The sequence below is a fragment of the Meridianimaribacter sp. CL38 genome (assembly GCF_004328055.1).
Taxonomy (GTDB): domain Bacteria; phylum Bacteroidota; class Bacteroidia; order Flavobacteriales; family Flavobacteriaceae; genus Gaetbulibacter_B; species Gaetbulibacter_B jejuensis.
The window spans coordinates 44,241-63,747 of the sequence record NZ_QKWS01000005.1 but is presented as its reverse complement, the minus strand read 5'-3'; the positions used below and the strand labels follow the sequence as shown (position 1 = coordinate 63,747).

Sequence of the window (19,507 nt, the reverse complement as noted above, 5' to 3'; positions counted from 1 at the left end):
TGAAAACTAAAAACACATGAAAAAACTATTTATACTTGCAGTTTTATGTCCTTTTTTAATGGTTTCACAACATAAAATTGAAGGAAACTTTCAACCAGTAACAGATTATACTTATGCCTTTTTATACCATTCTACACCAACAGGCTCAAACTATATAGATAGAGCTGAACTTGATGAAAAAGGTGATTTCAGCATTTCTTTTGATTCTACTACTGGTCCTGGAATCTATAAAATAGTGTATGCTTTACCTCCTGAAGAAAATAATTTTGACTTTATCTACAACGGAAAAGAAGATATTTCATTTACCTATAGTGATGACAAAGGCTTAGAGTTTACAGCTTCAAACGAAAATAAATTGTGGTCGTCCTATACCAAAAGTATGGAATTGGTAAACATGACAATTAGCAATTTTTACACTCAAGAAAGTACCGACAAAAAAGCGTTTAAAGATATTTTTAAAACCTTAAAAGACACTCAAACTGCTTTTGAAGATGCCTCAAAAGGGACAATGGCAAATGTATTTATTGTTGCTAATAGGCCTTACGTACCAACAGAGTATGAAGACATCTCTACTTACTCTGCAAACCTTAAAGCATCTTATTTAAAACATGTAGATTTTAAAAGTGTGTTGTTGCAAAGTTCTGATTTTTTAACTGATAGAGTTTTGGCTTATGTTTTTGGTATGTCGGCAAGTACTAGCAACGAAACCCATTTAAAAGATATTGACACTTTAATGTCGTATATGAATGGCGTTGATGCTACTGTAAAAGTATCGTTATTGGAGCTGATTTGGCATCGTTTTTCAACCTTACAAAATGACGATGTTGCCAATGCAATTACTGACAAGTACCTTTTTGATTTGGCAAAAGCAACTCACAATGACCAACTCGCTGAATACATTAGTGTTTACAAAAATAATTCAATAGGGAAAAAAGCGCATAATTTCGATATCGCTATTTCTAAAAATGGAACAACTACAACCACTTCATTACACGATTTAAATAATGCAGAGCATTACATTGTTGTTTTTTGGAGCAGCACTTGTGGTCATTGCTTGGAAGAACTTCCTAAGTTAAAACAATTAATGGCTTCAAAACCTGATTACAAAGTCATTGCTGTTGGTTTAGAAGATGAGAATACGAACTGGCAAAAACAAATTGCTAATTATCCTGATTTTATCCATGTGCTTGGTTTAGGAAAATGGGACAACCCAATTTCTAATGCCTATGGTGTTGGGTCAACACCTTCGTATTTTGTTTTGGATAAAAACAAAACCATTACAGCAAAACCTTATGATGTTGAAGCACTAACAACGCTTTTGAAATAATACTTTAATATACTGTATAAAAAAAGCCAACGTAATTGCGTTGGCTTTTTTTATGTATGAGTATTATGCTTAGTCTAAATGCGGAATACGCAATACTTGTCCTGGGTAAATTAAATCAGGATCTTTAAGCATTGGTTTATTAGCTTCAAAAATCACAGGATACTTCATAGCATTTCCATAGAATTTTTTAGCAATTTTACCTAAAGTGTCTCCACTTACAACTGTATGAAACTGAGCTTCTGGCTCTACATGCTCAACAGTCATTTGGTCATCAACAGTTGCAATACCTTCAGTATTACCTACAACTAATACTACTTTTTCTTTTGTTGCTTGGTCATAAGCCATACCTGAAATGGTAGCTAAATCGTCGTTAATATGTACTTTTAAATTCTCTACTTTTAATTGCAAATCAGAAATTGTTTCTTCTAGCTTGCCTGCTGCTGCAGTTTCTGCTTTTAGTTTTGCCTCAGCTGCTGCCTCTGCCGCTTCAGCAGCTTCTTCTGCATCTGTTTTTCCTATGCCAAAAACTTTTGCTCCAGCATTTTTAATGAATGAAAATAAACCCATAATTATAATGTTTAAGTGTTAATAGTTATTGTTTCTTGTAAAGTTTAAAAAAATATGTTTTAAATCCAATTAATGTTAGTAATTAAAATGTAAACAAATCTTCATATATATGACACACAATATCACCTTAAAGTCACATAAAAATCCAAAAGAAAACGCTCAACTAGAACTATCTAGTTGAGCGCTATGGAAACTAAATAACCAACCAAAATTTAGCTCCTTGTATTTTCTCTTGGGTTCTCTTTTTTATCTGTTTTTTGTTTACGTTTTTTCGCTTCATTGGTTTGTTTAACCATTCTTCCTTCTGCATTTGCTTCTCTCATAAATTGTATGTATCCATTACCTGTAAATTCATAAATTGTTCCAGAGGATGGATGGTACAGCTCTATAGTTGCATCATTTAAAACGCTTAATTCAAAGTATTCATTGTCAAAATAATCATAATCTAATGTTAATGTTTTTAGATACATGTTATTTGAAATGTCTCCTACTCCATAAACACCTGTATAATCCCAATAAATATTGTTTGGGTTTGAGACATTTACGTCTTGAGAACTTCTAAACTCTGAATCATTTCCACCAGCTAAAAACTGAAGATAATTTTCATTATCAAACTCATTTAGCATTCCTTGTTGACTTGTATAGGTCTTTTCCCAAGCTTCATACTCTTGAAGGAAATAGTGGATATTATCATAAAACACATAGTCATAATCAAACGTGCTACGTTGGTAACCATGTAAAAAATATGAAGTATCATTAAACGGATTGTAAAGCTCAATGGTATTATTATCTATTTGGTATACATCAAAAGTTTCGTAACCATCAATATCGTGGTACACATCCAATATCATGTTATAAGCATCATAATCTGCTACTGGAATTCCAAAACCGTTACCTTGGTTACCAAAACCAACTAGGTTGTTGTTAGCATACATTACTCCATTTCTAAACGACACTGTAAATGCTATTTGTAAAAATGGTGTTTCACCATAACCTATAGTTTGGTTAATATCTACATACCACAATTCATACGAGCTCAATAATTGATGTAATGAAATTGTTGGTGTATTATTATAGTTATCAACAATAACTTCTTCTCTGTAACAAGACGTCAATAAAGTTGCTGTAAAAGCAAGTGTTAAGAATAATTTTATAGTCTTCATAATCCAACAATTTTAGGGTTAATAATTTTAAGGTTTCAAAACGCGTGCCAAAAATTAGTTGTGCTTTATACAATGTCAACCTTAAAGACTTATATTTTGTGTATTTTTGAATATAGAATTTGAAAATAATTATATGAATACCCCTTTAAAATATGCTGTTTTTGGTTCAGGAAGTTGGGCCACTGCTATTGTAAAAATGCTATGCGAAAACCTTGATGAAGTTGGATGGTACATGCGTAGTGTTTACATAAAAGAGCATTTGCTTAAAGAAGAACACAACCCAAGTTATTTAAGTTCGGTTGAGTTTGATATAAACCAATTAAAGCTAAGCAACGACATTAATGAAATGGCTAATTATGCTGATGTACTTATTTTTGTAGTGCCTTCGGCTTTTATGCATTCTGAATTAGAAAAACTCACTGTAGATATTACTAAAAAAACCATTGTTTCGGCTGTAAAAGGTATTATTCCTGAATCTGGTTTATTGGTAGGTGAACATTTTCATGATATTTACCATATTCCTTTTGAAAACATTGCTGTAATTGCTGGTCCTTGTCATGCAGAAGAAGTCGCTTTAGAACGATTATCGTACCTAACCATTTCTTGTGCTGATAGTAAAAAAGCACAGGACATTGCTGATAAGCTCTCTAGCGATTACATACAAACCAAAATTAGCGATGACGTTATTGGTACCGAATATGCTGTAATGCTTAAAAACATTTACGCTATTGCTGCTGGTATAGCACATGGTTTAGGTTATGGTGATAATTTCCAAAGTGTATTGATGAGTAATGCCATAAGAGAAATGAAGCGTTTTATTAAAAAAATGCACAAAATGAAACGCAACATCAACAACTCTGCCTATTTAGGAGATTTGTTGGTTACAGGATATTCTACATTTTCTAGAAACCGAATGTTTGGTAACATGATTGGTAAAGGCTACACTGTAAAATCGGCTCAAATGGAAATGAACATGGTTGCCGAAGGTTACTATGCCACAAAAAGTGCACATTTATTGAACGAAAAAAATAAAAAGAAAACACGTTTACCTATTGTAAACTCGGTTTACGAAATACTATATGAAGGTAAAAATCCTAAAAAAGTATTTAAAAAATTGACTGAAAAATTAGATTAATATTAACGTATTTAATCTTTACACCTCAATTCTTTAAGTTACATTTGTGCCATGAAAAAGTTAGTATCTTTTCTTTTATTAGCTTGCTCCTTATTTAGTTATAGTTTTTCATCGACTGCTGTCCCTGAAAAAACTATAACCGATTCGGTATTGCTTTTTTCTAAAGCTGAAAAAGAAACAGTTACTTCGCCTTCAAAACCTGCACTTTTAGCAAGCAGCATTGAAACCAATGTTGTTTTTCTTTCAGACTCAAGAACTGGACCTTCACCTTTAGGGTTTAAAAACTCTACATATATTCAAAACAAGGCGTTTAGTTTACACCATGCCTTAACAAGTACTGTTCAGTTTAAACACTATAATAAAACCATAGTTCCCTTTAGAGCTATTGATATTATTTTCCCTTTCCATACGCATTGGTAAACACATTTTACTGCATTTAAAAATTTAAACACTGCCAGCTTTTAAAGCTAAGCAGCAGTAATTTATTACACACTTATTTTAAAATAACAATGAATACAAACAGCACTATAATAGGAGTTGCAATAGCTCTATTATGTTGTATGCCTTATGCGTTTATATACTTTTCTAGAAAAAAGAAGCAAAAGCAAACAATAGCAACATTTAAAACTATTGCGTTAGAACACAACATTCAAATTGATGAATTTGAAACTTTAAATACAAATACCATTGGTATTGATAAAACAAACCGAAAGGTATTATTTGTTAAAAACAACGAAACAACAATTGTAGACTTAAAACAAGCTAACTATTGTTATATTAATGAAGAAAAAAGCAAAACACAATCAATAAGTACTATTGATATTTGTTTTAATCTCTCTAATAAAGAACATCAAAAACTAACCGTTTTTGATAATGAAGATGGTTTTATGCTAGATGGAGAAATTCAATTTTCCAATACTTGGGTAAACACCATTAATCAGCATATTAAAGCTGCATAATTACCTTTTAAAATAAGCCTTGTTTAAAACGAGGCTTATTTTTTTAAAACCCCTTTTACTTTCATTAACGGAATAGCTTGTAAGGCACGTTCATTAATAGTGTTTTTTCTAAACACATAGGTTTTTTCAAACATAGTATTGCCTTCAAAAAAAGTAACTTTAAACTGATTGTTAAGCGCAAAAAGTTCCTCTTGTAATAATTCAATTTTAGCATAGCTTTTTGCAGGTAGCTTATCTATCTTTTTTCTAAATGTAGATGTTATTTTTTGGTCAGAATATCCATTAGTAACAATTAAAACCACATCTAGGTCTTGGTCTTTATCATTAATAATATATGCATTCCAGTCTTGGGTTTTGTAAACATCATTAAACTCGTTTACTACTGCTATATAAACACCTTCCACCTCTGGGATTTCAATATCTTTTTTCATCTTATTTCTTGCTTCTAAAGAAAACCTTTAAATTAGACGCAAAATTAACACAATACTATCTATTGTGCATTTTTTATTAAAAAAAGACAAGGTTGTCAGTTCGAGTGATTTTGAGAAACGAAAAATAGTATCGAGAACTATTTCTTATTCTCGATACAAATTTCACTCATTTCAATCCTGAAATTTACTCGAATTGACGAATTAAGTCTAAAATGTGAATAGATAAATTACTTTAAAAAAATACAATGAAACACGTTTTCTCTGCCCTAATTATTCTATTTGTTTCTTCCTTTTCTACAGCACAAACCAACAACAATTCTCCTCTTACTATTGACCAGATTATGCAAGGCGAAGACTTTGTAGGTTATTTGCCAACAAATATTAGTTGGTCAGACGATAGCAAAGACATTTATTTCAGTTGGAATCCTAATAACGACACCATTCGTTCTAACTATAAAGTAAATATCAACACGCAAAAAATAGAAGCACTTTCTTTTGAAGACGAAAAACAACGCAGTAATGCTGGAGCGCTCTCAAAAGACGGTAAATGGAGCGTTTACGAAAAAGGAGGAGACCTCTTTTTACTTAACATGTCAAATTTTAGTAAACGACAAATTACCAATACTATAAACAGAGAGTCTAACCCAATGTTTTCGGGAGACCAAAAACACATTGTTTACCAACAAGACAATAATCTTTTCCAATGGACAATTGCAGATGGAAGCATTACCCAACTTACTAATTTTAAAAGCGGAAACGAGCGTCCTGAAAGTAAACGCAACGCGCAAGACCAATGGCTTTACGATGACCAATTGGCGCATTTTGACATTCTGCAAGAACGTAAAAACGAAAGTGATGCTAGCAGTTACCGTAGAGAACAAAGACAGTTTAATCGTCCTGAAGCAGTTTACATAGGTGATAAAAGCCTTTTTGATATTGACCTTTCTCCAAATTTAGACTACGCTATTTACAGGCTTTACAGTCCTGCAAACGATAAAAACACTATAGTACCAGATTATGTTACTGATAGTGGTTACACTACAGATCTTAACGCTCGTGCAAAAGTTGGTGGACCTCAATACACTACTGAGGCCTGGGTTTTAAACTTAAAAACAGGAGAAACACACCAACTAAAAACCGAAACTATTGAAGGCATTAAAAACAAACCTGCATTTTTAAAAGACTATGCCGAAACTACTGAAGACTACAATCCTGAATACGAAAACCCAAGACCTGTTTATGTAGATTCTCCTATGTTTTCGCAAGATGGAAAAGCTGTGGTAAACATTACTTCGCAAGATTATAAAGACCGTTGGATTATGTTAATAGACCTTAGCAACGGAAACTTAAAACTTATCGATCATCAACATGACGATGCTTGGATTGGTGGACCAGAAATTGGTTGGTTTGCCAATGGTGTTATTGAGTGGATCGACAATACTACTATTTGGTTTAAATCAGAAAAAACAGGATATGCACACTTGTACACTGCCAATGTAAATTCAGGAAAAATAAAAGCTCTTACCGAAGGTAATTTTGAAATTCAGCAAGTAACACTTTCTAAAGACAAAAAAACCTTTTACATCATTAGCAATAAAGAAAGTGCGCACCAAACTCATTTTTATCACCTACCAGTAAAAGGAGGAAAAATGGTACAAATCACATCTCAAAAAGGTGGTCATGAAGTTTCTATTTCACCAGACGAACGTAAACTGGCTGTAAGATATTCATACACCAATAAACCTTGGGAATTGTATGTTATGGATAACAAAGCTGGTGCAAAAATGACACAACTTACTGAGTCTACAACCGATGCTTTTAAATCCTACAACTGGACTGAAGCCGAAATTATAAACTTTACCGCTAGAGATGGCGCACAAGTACCAGCAACACTTTACAAGCCTAGTCCTGACAAAAACAATGGTGCAGCAGTAATTTTTGTTCATGGTGCAGGATACTTACAAAACGTTCATAATTGGTGGTCGTCTTACTATAGAGAATACATGTTCCATAATATTTTAACCGATAATGGATACACTGTTTTAGCTATAGATTTTAGAGCAAGTAAGGGTTATGGTAGAGATTGGAGAACAGCTATTTACCGTCACATGGGAGGAAAAGACCTTAACGACCAAATTGATGGTGCAAAATACCTGGTTGAAGAACATGGTGTTTCACCAGACAAACTAGGAATTTATGGTGGCTCTTATGGTGGTTTTATAACGCTTATGGCTATGTTTAAATATCCTGATACTTTTAAAAGTGGTGCAGCTTTACGCTCAGTGACCGATTGGGCACATTACAACCATGGCTATACCGCAAATATTTTAAACACTCCTGTTGAAGACCCAAAAGCCTACCAACAAAGTTCACCAATTTATTTTGCCGATGGTTTAAAAGGCAACTTATTGATGCTGCATGGTATGATTGATACTAACGTACATTTTCAGGATGTGGTACGTCTATCACAACGTTTAATTGAACTGAAAAAAGAAAACTGGGAGTTAGCTGTATTTCCTCTAGAAGGTCATGGCTTTGTAGAAAGCTCTAGCTGGAGCGATGAGTACCGACGTATTTTTAAATTGTTTCAAGAAACGTTGAGGGAGTAAACGGTTTGATTTTTTGAGGAACTATTTTCAATAAGTTTAGAGGAAACAATTACAATTTTTAAACGTGTCCTCAATATTGATAGAGAAATTAATCTTTGGCTGAATAAAAGATTTGCTATCTTAGACATATAGTATGAATATACGTAATACGTATATCCAATTGTTGGCGTTAATTTGAAAAATGGGAAATTACAAAAACATAGAACATGACTTTATTGATAGAACAATGAAATTGATTTCGCAATACGATTCAATTCTTCATAAATACCCATTTGAAGAACAGTATAATTACACTCTTCTTTTAAACTGTTTACTTGGTATTATTGTTTTGCCAAAAGAGAGAATATACACTCACATACCAAACCCAAGAATTACTTCGGAACTTAAGAAAAATATGGGATTAACGGAATCGGAAATAAACCCAAATTATAAGAAGTTAAGAGAATTAATTCACGCCTTACGCAACTCAATAGCACATTCAAGTTTTGAAATAGTCTCAAAAACAGATGACTTTTTAGTCGATAATATTGTTTTCAACAATTCTAAAGAAGATGGAGGAACTCAAATAGCAAACTTCAATTCTAAAGAATTATTACCTTTCATTAGATACTATGCAGATTGGGTTAAAACAAATATCCTTGAATACAAAAAATTATGAGTTTTAAAGCACCATTACATAAAGGAAAATCATTTAATTGCCCAAACTGCGGAGTTCTTGCAGAACAGACTTGGTCTCATATTTTTAGGGTTTACTACAAAGAAAAATCAGCTAACGGACAGATTAACACTTTACAATACGACTTACCTCAATATAGTGTTTCAAAATGTAAACATTGTGAAAATGTAAGCTTTTGGAATTTAGAAAAAATGATATATCCCAATGCAGGTAATGTAGCCACACCAAATGAAGATATGCCGATTGATGTAAAAGAAGATTACAACGAGGCGAAAGAAATTGTTAATCTATCACCAAGAGGAGCTGCAGCACTTTTAAGACTTGGATTGCAAAAATTATGTATTCATTTAGGAGAGAAAGGAAAAAATATAAATACGGATATTAAAAGTTTAGTCAATAAGGGACTTCCTGAACAAATTCAACAAGCTTTGGATAGTGTTAGAGTTATTGGAAACAATGCTGTTCATCCTGGACAGATTGACTTGAAAGATGACATTGAAACTGCTCACAAGCTTTTCGGTTTTTTGAATATTATTTGTGATGTTCTAATAACCCAACCGAAAAAAATAAAAGAGTTTTATGACTTGAAAATACCTACAGCAGCAAAAGATGCAATCGACAAAAGAGACGGAACAAAATAAAAACTAACGCCAACAATGGCTATAAGTAATTGCTTGTTCTCGACTACTTCTGAAAATCCTCTCGGATTTTCAGTTTGGTGTGTACTTGCAAAGTTAACCGCTAAACTACGCAACTACTCATAGCCGAGACCGTTGGGCATAATTATTTCAAAACCTTGTAAGACTAAATGAATAACTATATAAAAATCAAAAATAGAGATGGCCTAATTTATTTCAACAAGTTTGATAAAACGGAGCTTGTATATTATAAAAAACCCAATAATAAAATCGTAATAAATATTAATGTTTCAGCAGACTCATTTGATCGTTCCGAAAATGAAAAAGCCTCATTAGAGAAATATTTAAATACGGAATTACACACTGATGCAAATCAATGTTGGATAAAACTTAGACTATTTCATACAGAATTTAAGGACATTGAAGATATAAATAATTCTACGATTAAAATTAAAAGAGGTTATGAAATTAATTCCAAAAATGATTCCGCAGCTCATTATGGAATTTGGAGTCCACGCGAACTATATAACAATGAAATTAAATTTCAAAAAGAGGATAACCAGTTAAAACTAATTTGGACAGCAACTTCCGATGATATAAATTATTACACAAGTAACGCAAATGACAATAACATGGAGTTAGCATGTAATTTAAAACTATTAGGATTTAACTCTGAAAAAGAATATTGGAATTATGAAATGGAACAATTAGGGCTCAAATAAATAAAATTCAATATTTAAATAAAACTATGCCCAACAATGGCTATAATTCATTGCGGTTTTATGCCACACCAAAATAAAACTATTAATCAAAAAGCTGATTTCTAAGTGGAACAATCCTGCGAATGATTCCACAACGAAATCATAGCCGAGACCGTTGTGTGCAATTTTGAGTGACAGTACTCCTCTTAGGCGTATTTAAGTTATTAATATTTTTATTACTTTTAATGAGCTATTAATCAATAAATTGAATAATGAAAAAATTACTTTTTATCCTAATATCAGTTGTTCTAACATCTTGTTCTGAAGATGATAAATCGATGGATAATACAGATAATAATTTATTAAGTTTCAATGGTGAGATAATTCTACCACCTGAAAGTTCGATAAATGTGAACTCATTAACAGTAAGTACCTCTATTGATCAAACTAATGTAGTTGATGGGGAATTTCAAACTAAGATTGGTAATGATTTCACAGGTATATACGTTGAAAACGAATTGAACGAAACTATTTTAATGGGATACCATTATCCAAACAGACCGAATAACAACATAGATGCAAATTCCACTGCATTGGCACTGGTGATGATGTCTCCAAGTATAGTCTTTCTGTCAGAAAATGGCAAACAAGATTTTATAGATTCTGTTTTAAATGATAGTAACTTCACGCCTTTGCTTCAAGAAATCGAAGAAAACCTACTTACGAATAGACCTTTGTTCGATCAAACTAATTCTGAGCTGCAAAATGCTCTAACTTCACTTTTTCAATCTGCAAGTTCAAGATCAGCCAATCAAGAAGGTATTCCTGTTTTGGTAAACAGTGCCGGAAGACTTTTATCCTTTAGCCCAGGACAAGGAAATTTACCGAATGCCTATTCAACCGTTATAAGTGTTCTAAAAGATGATGTTAAAATAGATGAGTTGTTGGTAAAAGGTGTACAACTAGTTCCAAATTCTGTGGAGGATATTCTCTCAGGCAATGGAGGAACATTTGACGATCCAGTCGAAGTAATTTATACACTTGAGGGAGATGGTGATTTTACATTCAAATTTTATACAGGTAAACCTGGTTTTGGAGATGGTAGCACTGAGCATGATAAAGCATTTTATGAAAACTTAGGTACTTTCAGCAATAATTTGCTTCTTACTTTAATACCATTGTTGGATAACAACGACGTTGCATGTTTGTCGACAATCAGGAACAATATCTTATCAACTGTACAAACTATATCAGACGTCTCAAGCAATTCCAATGCTGGAATAGGGACAATATTGTACTCCGCAAATAGCACTATATTAAACAATCTAGATGGAATAGTAACTTGTGGAACAAACTCGGGTATTAATATTAATTATAGTTGGTTTAATAAATTTATAAAACAATGGAATTTTATTAATACTGCCTTTAATTTTATTTCGAATGGAGCCAATACGTTTAATTTCTCTGTCCAATGGGCACAGACTACAAGTATTTCAGAATGTTGTTATAATGCTATCGGTAACGATGTACAAGAATGCGGAGAAATTGACTTATCAGGTCAATGGACTTTAGTTCAGGTAAGTAATTATTTTGCTAATCAATATAATAGCACTCAGTCTTGTGATGAAAGTGGGAACACAACCTATGGTGGGTTTACATATTATGGCACACCAGCAATATTTTCTCAAAACACTTTTTCTCTTTCTGTCGGATTTAACCAAATTTTTAATTTTTGCAGTAATAATGAATGTGCGGATACTAACTTTTGTTTTAATAATCCAAATCAACTTTTACTTGCTGGTAATTATAATTCAAATGGTAACAATACATATACTTATTCAACAAGTAATGGTGGTGGGCAAATTTATGTTGTTAATGAAAATACAATCAATATTGCTTCTACCCTTGGTACTTTGGTCTATATTCGTTAATGTATAATAACTGCACACAACAACGTGTATAGTTCATTACTTCCGATTTTCTCATAGGAAATCCATCAGATTTTACGCAACCAATCCCTAAATTTTAAATCGAAGACTTAAACTGCTCTAAAAAGCGTACATCATTTTCGCTTAATAAACGTATATCACCTATTTGGTGTAGTAGCATGGCAATACGATCTATTCCCATACCAAATGCAAACCCTGAATATTCTTTAGAATCTATACCACAGTTTTCTAATACATTAGGATCTACCATACCGCAACCCATAATTTCTAACCAACCTGTTCCTTTTGTAATACGGTAATCTACTTCCGTTTCAAGTCCCCAATACACATCAACTTCTGCACTTGGTTCTGTAAACGGAAAATACGACGGACGTAAACGTATTTTACTTTTCCCAAACATTTCCGTAGTGAAATATTGAAGCGTTTGCTTAAGGTCTGCAAAACTTACATCTTTATCAATATACAACCCTTCTACTTGATGAAAAAAGCAGTGCGAACGCGCAGAAATAGCTTCGTTTCTATAAACACGACCTGGTGAAATGGTACGAATTGGTGGTTTATTGTTTTCCATATAACGCACTTGTACCGAACTGGTATGCGTACGTAATAAGATATCAGGATCAGTTTGAATAAAAAACGTATCCTGCATATCACGTGCTGGATGGTATTCTGGCAAGTTCAACGCTGTAAAATTGTGCCAATCGTCTTCAATTTCTGGACCTTCGCTTACATTAAATCCTATACGCGAAAAGATATCAATAATCTGATTTTTTACAATAGATATTGGATGACGCGCACCAATTTCAATAGGTTCTCCTGGACGAGACAAATCACCATAAATACCTTTATCTTCTTCTTTGCTCTCTAACTCTTCTTTTAAAGCGTTTACTTTATCTTCAGCAGTCTTTTTTAAAGCATTGATAACTTGACCAAATTCTTTTTTCTGGTCGTTAGCTACATTTTTAAATTCTTTAAAATAATCATTAAGCAACCCTTTTTTTCCAAGGTATTTAATTCTAAATGCTTCAACTTCATCTTTAGTTTCAGCTTTGAATGCTTCTGCTTCAGCAATAAGCGCTTTAATCTTGTCTATCATGATATCAATAAAATGAGTGCAAATTTAGTAAATCTATTCAATAAACTCAGCTTCTAAAAAATAATTGACAATGGCTTCTTTCATTAAAATACTTTGCTCACCTGCTTTAAGGTGAGGCAACTGTTCTTTTACTTTATAATGTGGCCAACCATCGTCATCAAAAAAATCAAATTCATAATACCCATAAGGTTCTAACAGCCTACATATGGCAATATGCATTAAATCTAGTTTGTGGTCTTTTTTAAAACGACGGTGTATTTGTCCTAATTCCTGAACGCCAATAAGGTATATAATGGCATCTAAATCTAACGTGTCGCCATCAGCAAACTGTACAGATAGCTTGTTAACCAAAAGTTCCCATCGTTGTTTTAACTGTTCGTCTCTAGACATATATATTTTCCTACCAAAGCAGGAATCTCAATTTAATTAAGTTGCAAAGTTAAAAAACCTTGATATTTAAACCTACAAGGTTACAGAAACCTTAAAAAAAGTTTTACTTATAATCTAGCTGTTCTAGACTTGGCTAGAACTGACAAATTTAAGGCACAATATTTTTAACTATTAAAAAGTTATATTTGAAAAAAATTAACATAATGGCTGTTATTGATATTGTTTTAGGAGCATTGTTGCTTTTTGGACTTGTAAGAGGGCTTTTTAAAGGGCTTTTTGTTGAAGTTGCTTCACTTGTAGCTTTGGTTGCTGGTGTTTATGGCGCCATTCATTTTAGTGATTATGCTGCTTCTTTTTTTGAAGATAGTGTAGATTGGGATGAAAAATATGTAAACATTCTTGCCTTTGCCATTACGTTTATAGTTATTGTTTTAGCAATTGCTTTAGCAGGAAAAGCCTTAACTAAATTAGCAGATTTTGCTGCTTTAGGAATTTTGAACAAGCTTTTAGGCGCTGTATTTGGGGCACTTAAAATTGGGTTAATATTAAGCATATTGCTTATTGTTTTTGACAACATGAACAACACCATTCCGTTTGCAGATGAAGAAGATTTAGAAACGTCTATTCTATACAAACCTGTAAAATCTTTAGCTCCTATGTTGTTTCCAAGTATTTTAAACAAAGGAAAAGACGTTGATGAAGAAGCTGTCCCTGAAGACACTCAAGAACAAAGCGATACTTAATAGCAGTCGCTTTTTATTTGTTGATTATTTTGATAATAGCTCAACGGTTTGTTATTGTAAGTCGTAACAATATCCTCTAAAACACTTATTACACCTTTGTGCATTGCTAGCGAACCACAAATCATAATCACACCATTATTGTAAAGCGTTTCTGCAATAAATTTTGCGTCATTATATAATTTGTCCTGAACATATTGTCTCATTCCTTCCCTAGATAAAGCTAACTTAAAATTACTTAATCTTTTTTCATAAATAAGGTCATCTATTTGTGTTTTATACATCTTAAATGATTCCGTTGTTCGCAGTCCAAAATATAAATGGGTTTCTGTTTTTTTGTTCTGCTGAAGCATTCCAAGAAATGGTGCAATTCCAGTTCCGTTTGCAATCATAATCACGCGTTTTGCTTTTTTAGGAAAATGAAATGCAGAATTTTTCACCAAACGCGCTTTTAGTTTTGAGCCTATTTCAGCGTTATATAAAAATCCAGAACCTAAACCTTTATTATGTAACTTCACGCTCAAATGAACATTTCCGTTTACTTTTCCTATAGAATACAAACGCTCTCTATAATCGTTTTTTGGATAGATAGCCAATAAATCGCCCGAAGTAAATTGATGGTGCTTTTTAGGTTTTAAGGTGATAAAAAACGTGTCATCAGTATTGGTTTCTGTTTTGCTGACTACCTTAAATTTTTTAAGCTGCTTGGGTTTGGTCACTAATTGCTCTTGCGGAATATTCACAGTAATTCCTGTAGCGTCGCACCACTGATTGACCCATTGATTAAACGCTTCAACCGACTTGTCATTGATGGTAAACACAGAAACATCTTGTTGAAATAATTGCTGTAAGGCTTTATCAGCATCAAATGCAAATTGGCAAAAATCAGGATATGCTAACGAGCCAAATCCAACTACTGAAAACTGCAAGGTGCTTGCATTGGTTTCCGATTGTAGTTTTTGTAAAAACATATTGGCGTTTGTTGGTGCATCGCCTTGACCATAAGTCGCAGTCATTATTACCAAATGCTTTGCTTTTGGATACTGCGTGTATGCATTCATTTCGGTAATTACTGCTTTTTTTCCTGCTGCAATAAGTTGTTTATAAAACGCATTGGCATAGTTTATCGTGCTTCCGTTTTCTGAACCCACAAGAATAATAATTTCGGCATCTTGAGGTTTGAACTTATTTTTCAATCGGCTTTTACGACGTTTTAAAGTCATGGCAAACCCAGAATAGATAAAAAACAGAATGTTCGCCGTTGCAATGGCTAAAATGATAGACCATAAAATGCTGCCTCTTCCTGTGTGTAAACTCACACTTAAATTAGAAAACAGCGTGACATTAGGTAGTTGTATATCGCTTAAAACATCACCTGTAAACTGATTAACAAGCAACTCCTTATTCTTTAATTTTACTGTGAAATAATCTTCTACATCACTAGAAAAAGGGAATTCAATAGCTTTTACTTTAGAAAGCGGTGTGTTTTTAAACACTTCAAAATCTGATAACGGTTGTTTTGGCGTTTCAGAAAGCGTATCAAAATCTACTTGATGTGACATTTTAGCTTCTGGTAAAGCATCAAATTTTTCTAACGACAAATACACACCTGTAACCGTAATAATGATGATTGGAATTAAAGACAAACGTCCCAAAACGACATGCCAATACTGGTTAAAATCTTCATTAATTATTTTTGAAAAAAAGCGCTTAAAACCACGTTGTCGCTTTATGATTAGGACAGTTCCAGTAACAGCAATTAAGCACAATAAGAATGAGCATAAACCTACAAAAAATCGGCCGATGCTTTTTAAGAATAACGACCTATGGAAATTGGTTACCCATTGAAAAAAAGGTGATGGTTTTAGCTCTTCGCCAAGATATTGGGCAGTAACAGGATTAAAATAACCACTTAAATCGTTTCCTTCTTCAGTAAATACAGAGGCAACAACAAAATCATTACCATCAACTTTTATGTCAATAATTTCAGGATAGGTCTCTTGAAAAACTGTAAGAGTTTCAGCAAGTGTGATGTTGTCTAAATCTGTAACATGGTAAGGTTCTAATTGTTCGGAAATAGGCTGAAATGCCAGAAGAATTCCGGTTACAGAAGCTAAAACGATAAAAACAAAAGAAGATACAGCCAACGCAAGGTGACTGTATCTCCAAATGGATATGGTCATAATTTATTATTAATTCGGCATCATTCTAATATAGCGAATAAAGCCTTTACCTTCGTGTTTTCCTTTGATGTTTTCTGTTGTTAATGGGAATTGTACATCATCAACAACATATTCATCATCTTCAACAGCGGTTTCAAAACGGATGCTGTAACCTGCATCTATTTTAGAGTCTTCAATATCTATCACTTCTATAGCGCGTTCACCACCAGCAACTGTTGCGCCTGTGATTGCATCAATATTATGACGTTTTTTGCCATAAAATTGCCACCATTCTTCAACCGTATTGTACCACTCATCGTCATCACCTTTTACATACAAGGTTTTTTCATAAGCTCCTTCTGGGTTGATTAACGAAATCACAATGTAAGCGCCTTCTCCAGTATAATTCGTCATTTGAATCATACATTTATACTTGGTAGATTCTGTTAAGGTTGTAAAGGATACTAATCCTAAAACTAAAATGCTTAAAAGGGTTATATATTTTAATTTCATTTTACTTATTATTTTAAGAATCTAATTGAAACATTATTCTCTTTTAGTAGCTCATTTTCTGAAGCTAAATCGTAAGCTGTTTCATCAAAATCGGTAGTGATTTTTTTATCAGCTCCTTGCTCTATCAGGAATTTTAAAATGCTATCATCTTTTGCTTTCATCGCTGCAATTAACAAAGCGGTATTTCCTTCTTTGTTTTTAGCATTGATGTCTTGACCAAATTCAGTAGCCATTTTTAAAAGCTCTAAACTGTTTTTTTCAACAGCTAAATGATACCAAGTGTTTCCATTTTTTTGAGGTGCTTTTAGGTCTAACCCTGTAGTCTTTACTAGGTCTAACTTTTTTAAGAAACCGTCTTTATTTCTGTTTGAATAACCACTAACAACATAGTAAGCTAGATTGTTACCATCAGCATCTACTAGTTCTAAATTAGCTTCTTTTTCTATCAAGAAATTGACAACTTCTGGACTATTGTTTTGCATTGCAAGCATTAAAGGGGTTTCTCCTTTTTTATTAGCCTGATTAATGTTTTCAAGTTTATTATCGTACAACAAGCTTACTATAGCTAAGTCGTTTCTAGAAGCTGCATTTAAAAATGGTGTATTACCATTGTGATCTTTAGCATTTACATTTAATCCATTTTCTAAAAAGTAATTAATGACTTCAGTATCTTTTGATCGTGAAGCAAGTACATGCAATGGCGAAACACCTTCGTGGTTTGTTGAATTAGGCTTTAATCCTTTTTCTTCTAAAAATTTATACACTTCTAAACCATTGGTTTTTCCACGTGTTCCATAAGCAGCAAACATAAATGCTTGGTCGTTTCCTTTAATCCCTTTAGCTATAAGCTTATCCATTAGATCAATATTTCCTGTTTTAGCAACATAGTTAAAGGCATCATTACCATTGGCGTCAGTACTTTTTAAATCTACACCTTTAGACACAAAATAGTCTAACAATTTAAAATCTGAATCATAAGGAGCCGACAATAATAAAGCGTTAGCTCCATCAGGATTTAGGTCTACTTTTGGGTTTGCTCCATTTTTAATACAAAGTTCGTATACCTCAGTGTTTTGTTGACCTGAACCAGCGGCAAAGTTTAAAATGGTGTTTCCTTTATCGTCAGTTAAGTCGGTTTTTGCCCCTTGTTTTAAAAGGTGCTTCATAAACTCTATATTTCCTTTGTAGGCAGCCCAAAAAATATACGTTCTACCATCGTGAGTTAATTTGTTAGCATCATTTCCTTCTTGAGATTGAAGGTGAATAATGGTTTCTAATGGTGCGTTTTGTAAAATCGCATACACTACACCATCAAAATTATTCCTGTTTGCCTCAGCAGGATTGTTGCCTTCTTTTATTTTTTGGTCAATAATCTTAGGTGTAGGTTTAGTATCCCAAAAATCACGACTTAAAAAAATATTGTCTTGTGAAAATCCTTGAACACTAAACAAAAGTGCTAAACCAAGGAGTTTTAGTTTAAAATTTTGCATCTTATTTTTTTACAAATGATTCAATTAACGGATTGATTTCTTCAGCTGTTTTATAGTTCTCTTCATCAAATAAATATTTAAAGAGTCCTTTATTATCAACTTTTTCCTCCAAAGACAAGTTTGTATGTCTTGCAAAAACTTCACTCCATTTAGCACGTACAATAGCCCATTTAGCTTCGTTTTCTTTCCAGTAATCTTGAGCAGCTTTACATTTACTGTCTTCAACTTTAACGTAAGTATTAAACCCTTTTTCTTGAGCTAATACTACATCAGCTTTTCCTTCTTCACGAATTACCTTGTCGTTATCTTGATCGTGAATCCAACCATTATCAACGATTTCATGACGATTTCTTCTAATAGTTACATTGTAATCGCTACGTTTAGTGTACTCACGTCTTGGTAATGGTGCAGACGTTGTGTTTTCCCAATAGCTTTTACCATCAACATGTACCCAAGAAGCAGATCCTTCATAACGAGGGCTATCATCTACTTGAAATACTTTTTGAGTCCATTGTCCTTTAACATCACTTTTAGGAAGACTAACATAATTCCAGCTATTATCATAGTTGTACTCATACAAATCGGTATTTTCAAATTCCCAATCTTGTCTCCAATGTTTTACAATCATTTTATTATTAGGAGGACCAACAATTAATAAGTGTTGCATAGAAATTTTGTCTTTATCATCTTCAACTAATTGAACCCACTCTAAACCTTTATCATGTTTTACTTTTGATGGTATATAAGTTGAATCTCCTGAATATTCAAAAGTTTCAGCAAAGTTAAAAGTAACTTCATAACAACCACACATACTCTTTATGGCGTCCTGGTCTTGCTTTTTTGTGCTTTGAGCATTTAAATTAATTATAAATGCAAACGCTAAAACTGTTGTTAAGGCTAATTGTTTCATTATTAAAGTTTTGTTTTACTGTTTTAAATTTTATTGAAAAAATTTTGTTCT

At 32.9% G+C, this 19,507-nt stretch carries 19 protein-coding genes; 10 read left to right on the top strand and 9 right to left on the bottom strand.

What is annotated here, in order from left to right; all coding sequences use genetic code 11:
- Positions 1-16: 16 nt before the first annotated feature.
- Positions 17-1,327, top strand: coding sequence for a TlpA disulfide reductase family protein (locus DMZ43_RS12450; RefSeq protein ID WP_131508699.1), 1,311 nt, complete (start codon positions 17-19; stop codon positions 1,325-1,327).
- Between the two features lie 69 nt (positions 1,328-1,396).
- Here DMZ43_RS12450 and lysM read toward each other — a convergent pair whose 3' ends face one another.
- Positions 1,397-1,894, bottom strand: a complete 498-nt coding sequence (lysM, locus tag DMZ43_RS12445; RefSeq protein ID WP_129760852.1) for a peptidoglycan-binding protein LysM — start codon at positions 1,892-1,894, stop codon at positions 1,397-1,399.
- A 212-nt stretch (positions 1,895-2,106) separates the two neighbouring features.
- Positions 2,107-3,057 (bottom strand): nicotinic acid mononucleotide adenyltransferase, encoded by a 951-nt coding sequence (locus DMZ43_RS12440; protein ID WP_131508697.1) that lies wholly within the window; start codon positions 3,055-3,057, stop codon positions 2,107-2,109.
- A gap of 133 nt (positions 3,058-3,190) precedes the next feature.
- Here DMZ43_RS12440 and DMZ43_RS12435 point away from each other — a divergent pair, with 133 nt between their 5' ends.
- From DMZ43_RS12435 to DMZ43_RS12425, 3 genes are all read left to right on the top strand, one after another.
- On the top strand, positions 3,191-4,192 hold the full coding sequence (locus tag DMZ43_RS12435; RefSeq protein ID WP_129760850.1) for an NAD(P)H-dependent glycerol-3-phosphate dehydrogenase: 1,002 nt from the start codon (positions 3,191-3,193) through the stop codon (positions 4,190-4,192).
- Positions 4,193-4,243: 51 nt separating this feature from the next.
- The gene (locus DMZ43_RS12430; RefSeq protein ID WP_131508695.1) at positions 4,244-4,612 is read left to right on the top strand and encodes a hypothetical protein; all 369 of its coding nucleotides are present in this window, start codon (positions 4,244-4,246) and stop codon (positions 4,610-4,612) included.
- Positions 4,613-4,701: 89 nt separating this feature from the next.
- Positions 4,702-5,151: a hypothetical protein gene (locus DMZ43_RS12425; RefSeq protein WP_131508693.1), complete on the top strand. Its 450-nt coding sequence runs from the start codon at positions 4,702-4,704 to the stop codon at positions 5,149-5,151.
- A gap of 35 nt (positions 5,152-5,186) precedes the next feature.
- Here DMZ43_RS12425 and DMZ43_RS12420 read toward each other — a convergent pair whose 3' ends face one another.
- Positions 5,187-5,582, bottom strand: coding sequence for a hypothetical protein (locus tag DMZ43_RS12420; RefSeq protein WP_129760847.1), 396 nt, complete (start codon positions 5,580-5,582; stop codon positions 5,187-5,189).
- A gap of 245 nt (positions 5,583-5,827) precedes the next feature.
- On the opposite strand from DMZ43_RS12420, the gene DMZ43_RS12415 reads away from it, so the two are divergent.
- The 5 genes from DMZ43_RS12415 (at position 5,828) to DMZ43_RS12395 (ending at position 12,137) form a co-directional block, all read left to right on the top strand.
- Positions 5,828-8,191, top strand: a complete 2,364-nt coding sequence (locus DMZ43_RS12415; RefSeq protein WP_131508691.1) for an alpha/beta fold hydrolase — start codon at positions 5,828-5,830, stop codon at positions 8,189-8,191.
- 181 nt (positions 8,192-8,372) lie between these two features.
- Entirely contained in the window at positions 8,373-8,849 is a 477-nt protein-coding gene (locus DMZ43_RS12410; RefSeq protein ID WP_131508689.1) for a HEPN family nuclease, read from the top strand.
- Positions 8,846-9,508: a DUF4145 domain-containing protein gene (locus tag DMZ43_RS12405; protein ID WP_131508687.1), complete on the top strand. Its 663-nt coding sequence runs from the start codon at positions 8,846-8,848 to the stop codon at positions 9,506-9,508. The genes DMZ43_RS12410 and DMZ43_RS12405 overlap by 4 nt, the downstream gene beginning before the upstream one ends.
- A gap of 167 nt (positions 9,509-9,675) precedes the next feature.
- Entirely contained in the window at positions 9,676-10,227 is a 552-nt protein-coding gene (locus DMZ43_RS12400; protein WP_131508685.1) for a hypothetical protein, read from the top strand.
- A gap of 251 nt (positions 10,228-10,478) precedes the next feature.
- The gene (locus DMZ43_RS12395; RefSeq protein WP_131508683.1) at positions 10,479-12,137 is read left to right on the top strand and encodes a hypothetical protein; all 1,659 of its coding nucleotides are present in this window, start codon (positions 10,479-10,481) and stop codon (positions 12,135-12,137) included.
- A 94-nt stretch (positions 12,138-12,231) separates the two neighbouring features.
- On the opposite strand, the gene pheS is transcribed toward DMZ43_RS12395, so the two are convergent.
- Positions 12,232-13,251 carry a phenylalanine--tRNA ligase subunit alpha gene (gene pheS, locus DMZ43_RS12390; RefSeq protein WP_131508681.1) on the bottom strand — a complete coding sequence of 340 codons (1,020 nt, stop codon included), beginning with the start codon at positions 13,249-13,251 and terminating at the stop codon, positions 12,232-12,234.
- A 33-nt stretch (positions 13,252-13,284) separates the two neighbouring features.
- Positions 13,285-13,641 (bottom strand): hypothetical protein, encoded by a 357-nt coding sequence (locus DMZ43_RS12385; protein WP_129760841.1) that lies wholly within the window; start codon positions 13,639-13,641, stop codon positions 13,285-13,287.
- A 203-nt stretch (positions 13,642-13,844) separates the two neighbouring features.
- Between DMZ43_RS12385 and DMZ43_RS12380 the strand changes: the two genes are divergently transcribed.
- Positions 13,845-14,384, top strand: coding sequence for a CvpA family protein (locus DMZ43_RS12380; protein ID WP_131508839.1), 540 nt, complete (start codon positions 13,845-13,847; stop codon positions 14,382-14,384).
- On the opposite strand, the gene DMZ43_RS12375 is transcribed toward DMZ43_RS12380, so the two are convergent.
- The 4 genes from DMZ43_RS12375 to DMZ43_RS12360 are packed head-to-tail and all read right to left on the bottom strand — an operon-like array spanning position 14,381 to position 19,456.
- The gene (locus tag DMZ43_RS12375) at positions 14,381-16,564 is read right to left on the bottom strand and encodes a PepSY domain-containing protein (protein WP_131508679.1); all 2,184 of its coding nucleotides are present in this window, start codon (positions 16,562-16,564) and stop codon (positions 14,381-14,383) included. The genes DMZ43_RS12380 and DMZ43_RS12375 overlap by 4 nt on opposite strands.
- Before the next feature lie 9 nt (positions 16,565-16,573).
- On the bottom strand, positions 16,574-17,056 hold the full coding sequence (locus DMZ43_RS12370) for a DUF2271 domain-containing protein (protein ID WP_202865201.1): 483 nt from the start codon (positions 17,054-17,056) through the stop codon (positions 16,574-16,576).
- Positions 17,057-17,064: 8 nt separating this feature from the next.
- Positions 17,065-18,546 (bottom strand): ankyrin repeat domain-containing protein, encoded by a 1,482-nt coding sequence (locus DMZ43_RS12365; RefSeq protein WP_131508677.1) that lies wholly within the window; start codon positions 18,544-18,546, stop codon positions 17,065-17,067.
- A 1-nt stretch (position 18,547) separates the two neighbouring features.
- Complete coding sequence (locus tag DMZ43_RS12360; protein ID WP_131508675.1) at positions 18,548-19,456, bottom strand: DUF6607 family protein; 909 nt, start codon at positions 19,454-19,456, stop codon at positions 18,548-18,550.
- Between the last annotated feature and the right edge of the window lie 51 nt (positions 19,457-19,507).

Coding starts and splice junctions, on each gene's coding strand:
- DMZ43_RS12410 (WP_131508689.1), top strand. CDS start 8,373: ATGGGAAATTACAAAAACATAGAACATGACTTTATTGATAGAACAATG.
- DMZ43_RS12360 (WP_131508675.1), bottom strand. CDS start 19,456: ATGAAACAATTAGCCTTAACAACAGTTTTAGCGTTTGCATTTATAATT.
- DMZ43_RS12395 (WP_131508683.1), top strand. CDS start 10,479: ATGAAAAAATTACTTTTTATCCTAATATCAGTTGTTCTAACATCTTGT.
- DMZ43_RS12450 (WP_131508699.1), top strand. CDS start 17: ATGAAAAAACTATTTATACTTGCAGTTTTATGTCCTTTTTTAATGGTT.
- DMZ43_RS12430 (WP_131508695.1), top strand. CDS start 4,244: ATGAAAAAGTTAGTATCTTTTCTTTTATTAGCTTGCTCCTTATTTAGT.
- DMZ43_RS12420 (WP_129760847.1), bottom strand. CDS start 5,582: ATGAAAAAAGATATTGAAATCCCAGAGGTGGAAGGTGTTTATATAGCA.
- DMZ43_RS12440 (WP_131508697.1), bottom strand. CDS start 3,057: ATGAAGACTATAAAATTATTCTTAACACTTGCTTTTACAGCAACTTTA.
- pheS (WP_131508681.1), bottom strand. CDS start 13,251: ATGATAGACAAGATTAAAGCGCTTATTGCTGAAGCAGAAGCATTCAAA.
- DMZ43_RS12425 (WP_131508693.1), top strand. CDS start 4,702: ATGAATACAAACAGCACTATAATAGGAGTTGCAATAGCTCTATTATGT.
- lysM (WP_129760852.1), bottom strand. CDS start 1,894: ATGGGTTTATTTTCATTCATTAAAAATGCTGGAGCAAAAGTTTTTGGC.
- DMZ43_RS12365 (WP_131508677.1), bottom strand. CDS start 18,546: ATGCAAAATTTTAAACTAAAACTCCTTGGTTTAGCACTTTTGTTTAGT.
- DMZ43_RS12435 (WP_129760850.1), top strand. CDS start 3,191: ATGAATACCCCTTTAAAATATGCTGTTTTTGGTTCAGGAAGTTGGGCC.
- DMZ43_RS12375 (WP_131508679.1), bottom strand. CDS start 16,564: ATGACCATATCCATTTGGAGATACAGTCACCTTGCGTTGGCTGTATCT.
- DMZ43_RS12380 (WP_131508839.1), top strand. CDS start 13,845: ATGGCTGTTATTGATATTGTTTTAGGAGCATTGTTGCTTTTTGGACTT.
- DMZ43_RS12415 (WP_131508691.1), top strand. CDS start 5,828: ATGAAACACGTTTTCTCTGCCCTAATTATTCTATTTGTTTCTTCCTTT.
- DMZ43_RS12370 (WP_202865201.1), bottom strand. CDS start 17,056: ATGAAATTAAAATATATAACCCTTTTAAGCATTTTAGTTTTAGGATTA.
- DMZ43_RS12400 (WP_131508685.1), top strand. CDS start 9,676: ATGAATAACTATATAAAAATCAAAAATAGAGATGGCCTAATTTATTTC.
- DMZ43_RS12405 (WP_131508687.1), top strand. CDS start 8,846: ATGAGTTTTAAAGCACCATTACATAAAGGAAAATCATTTAATTGCCCA.
- DMZ43_RS12385 (WP_129760841.1), bottom strand. CDS start 13,641: ATGTCTAGAGACGAACAGTTAAAACAACGATGGGAACTTTTGGTTAAC.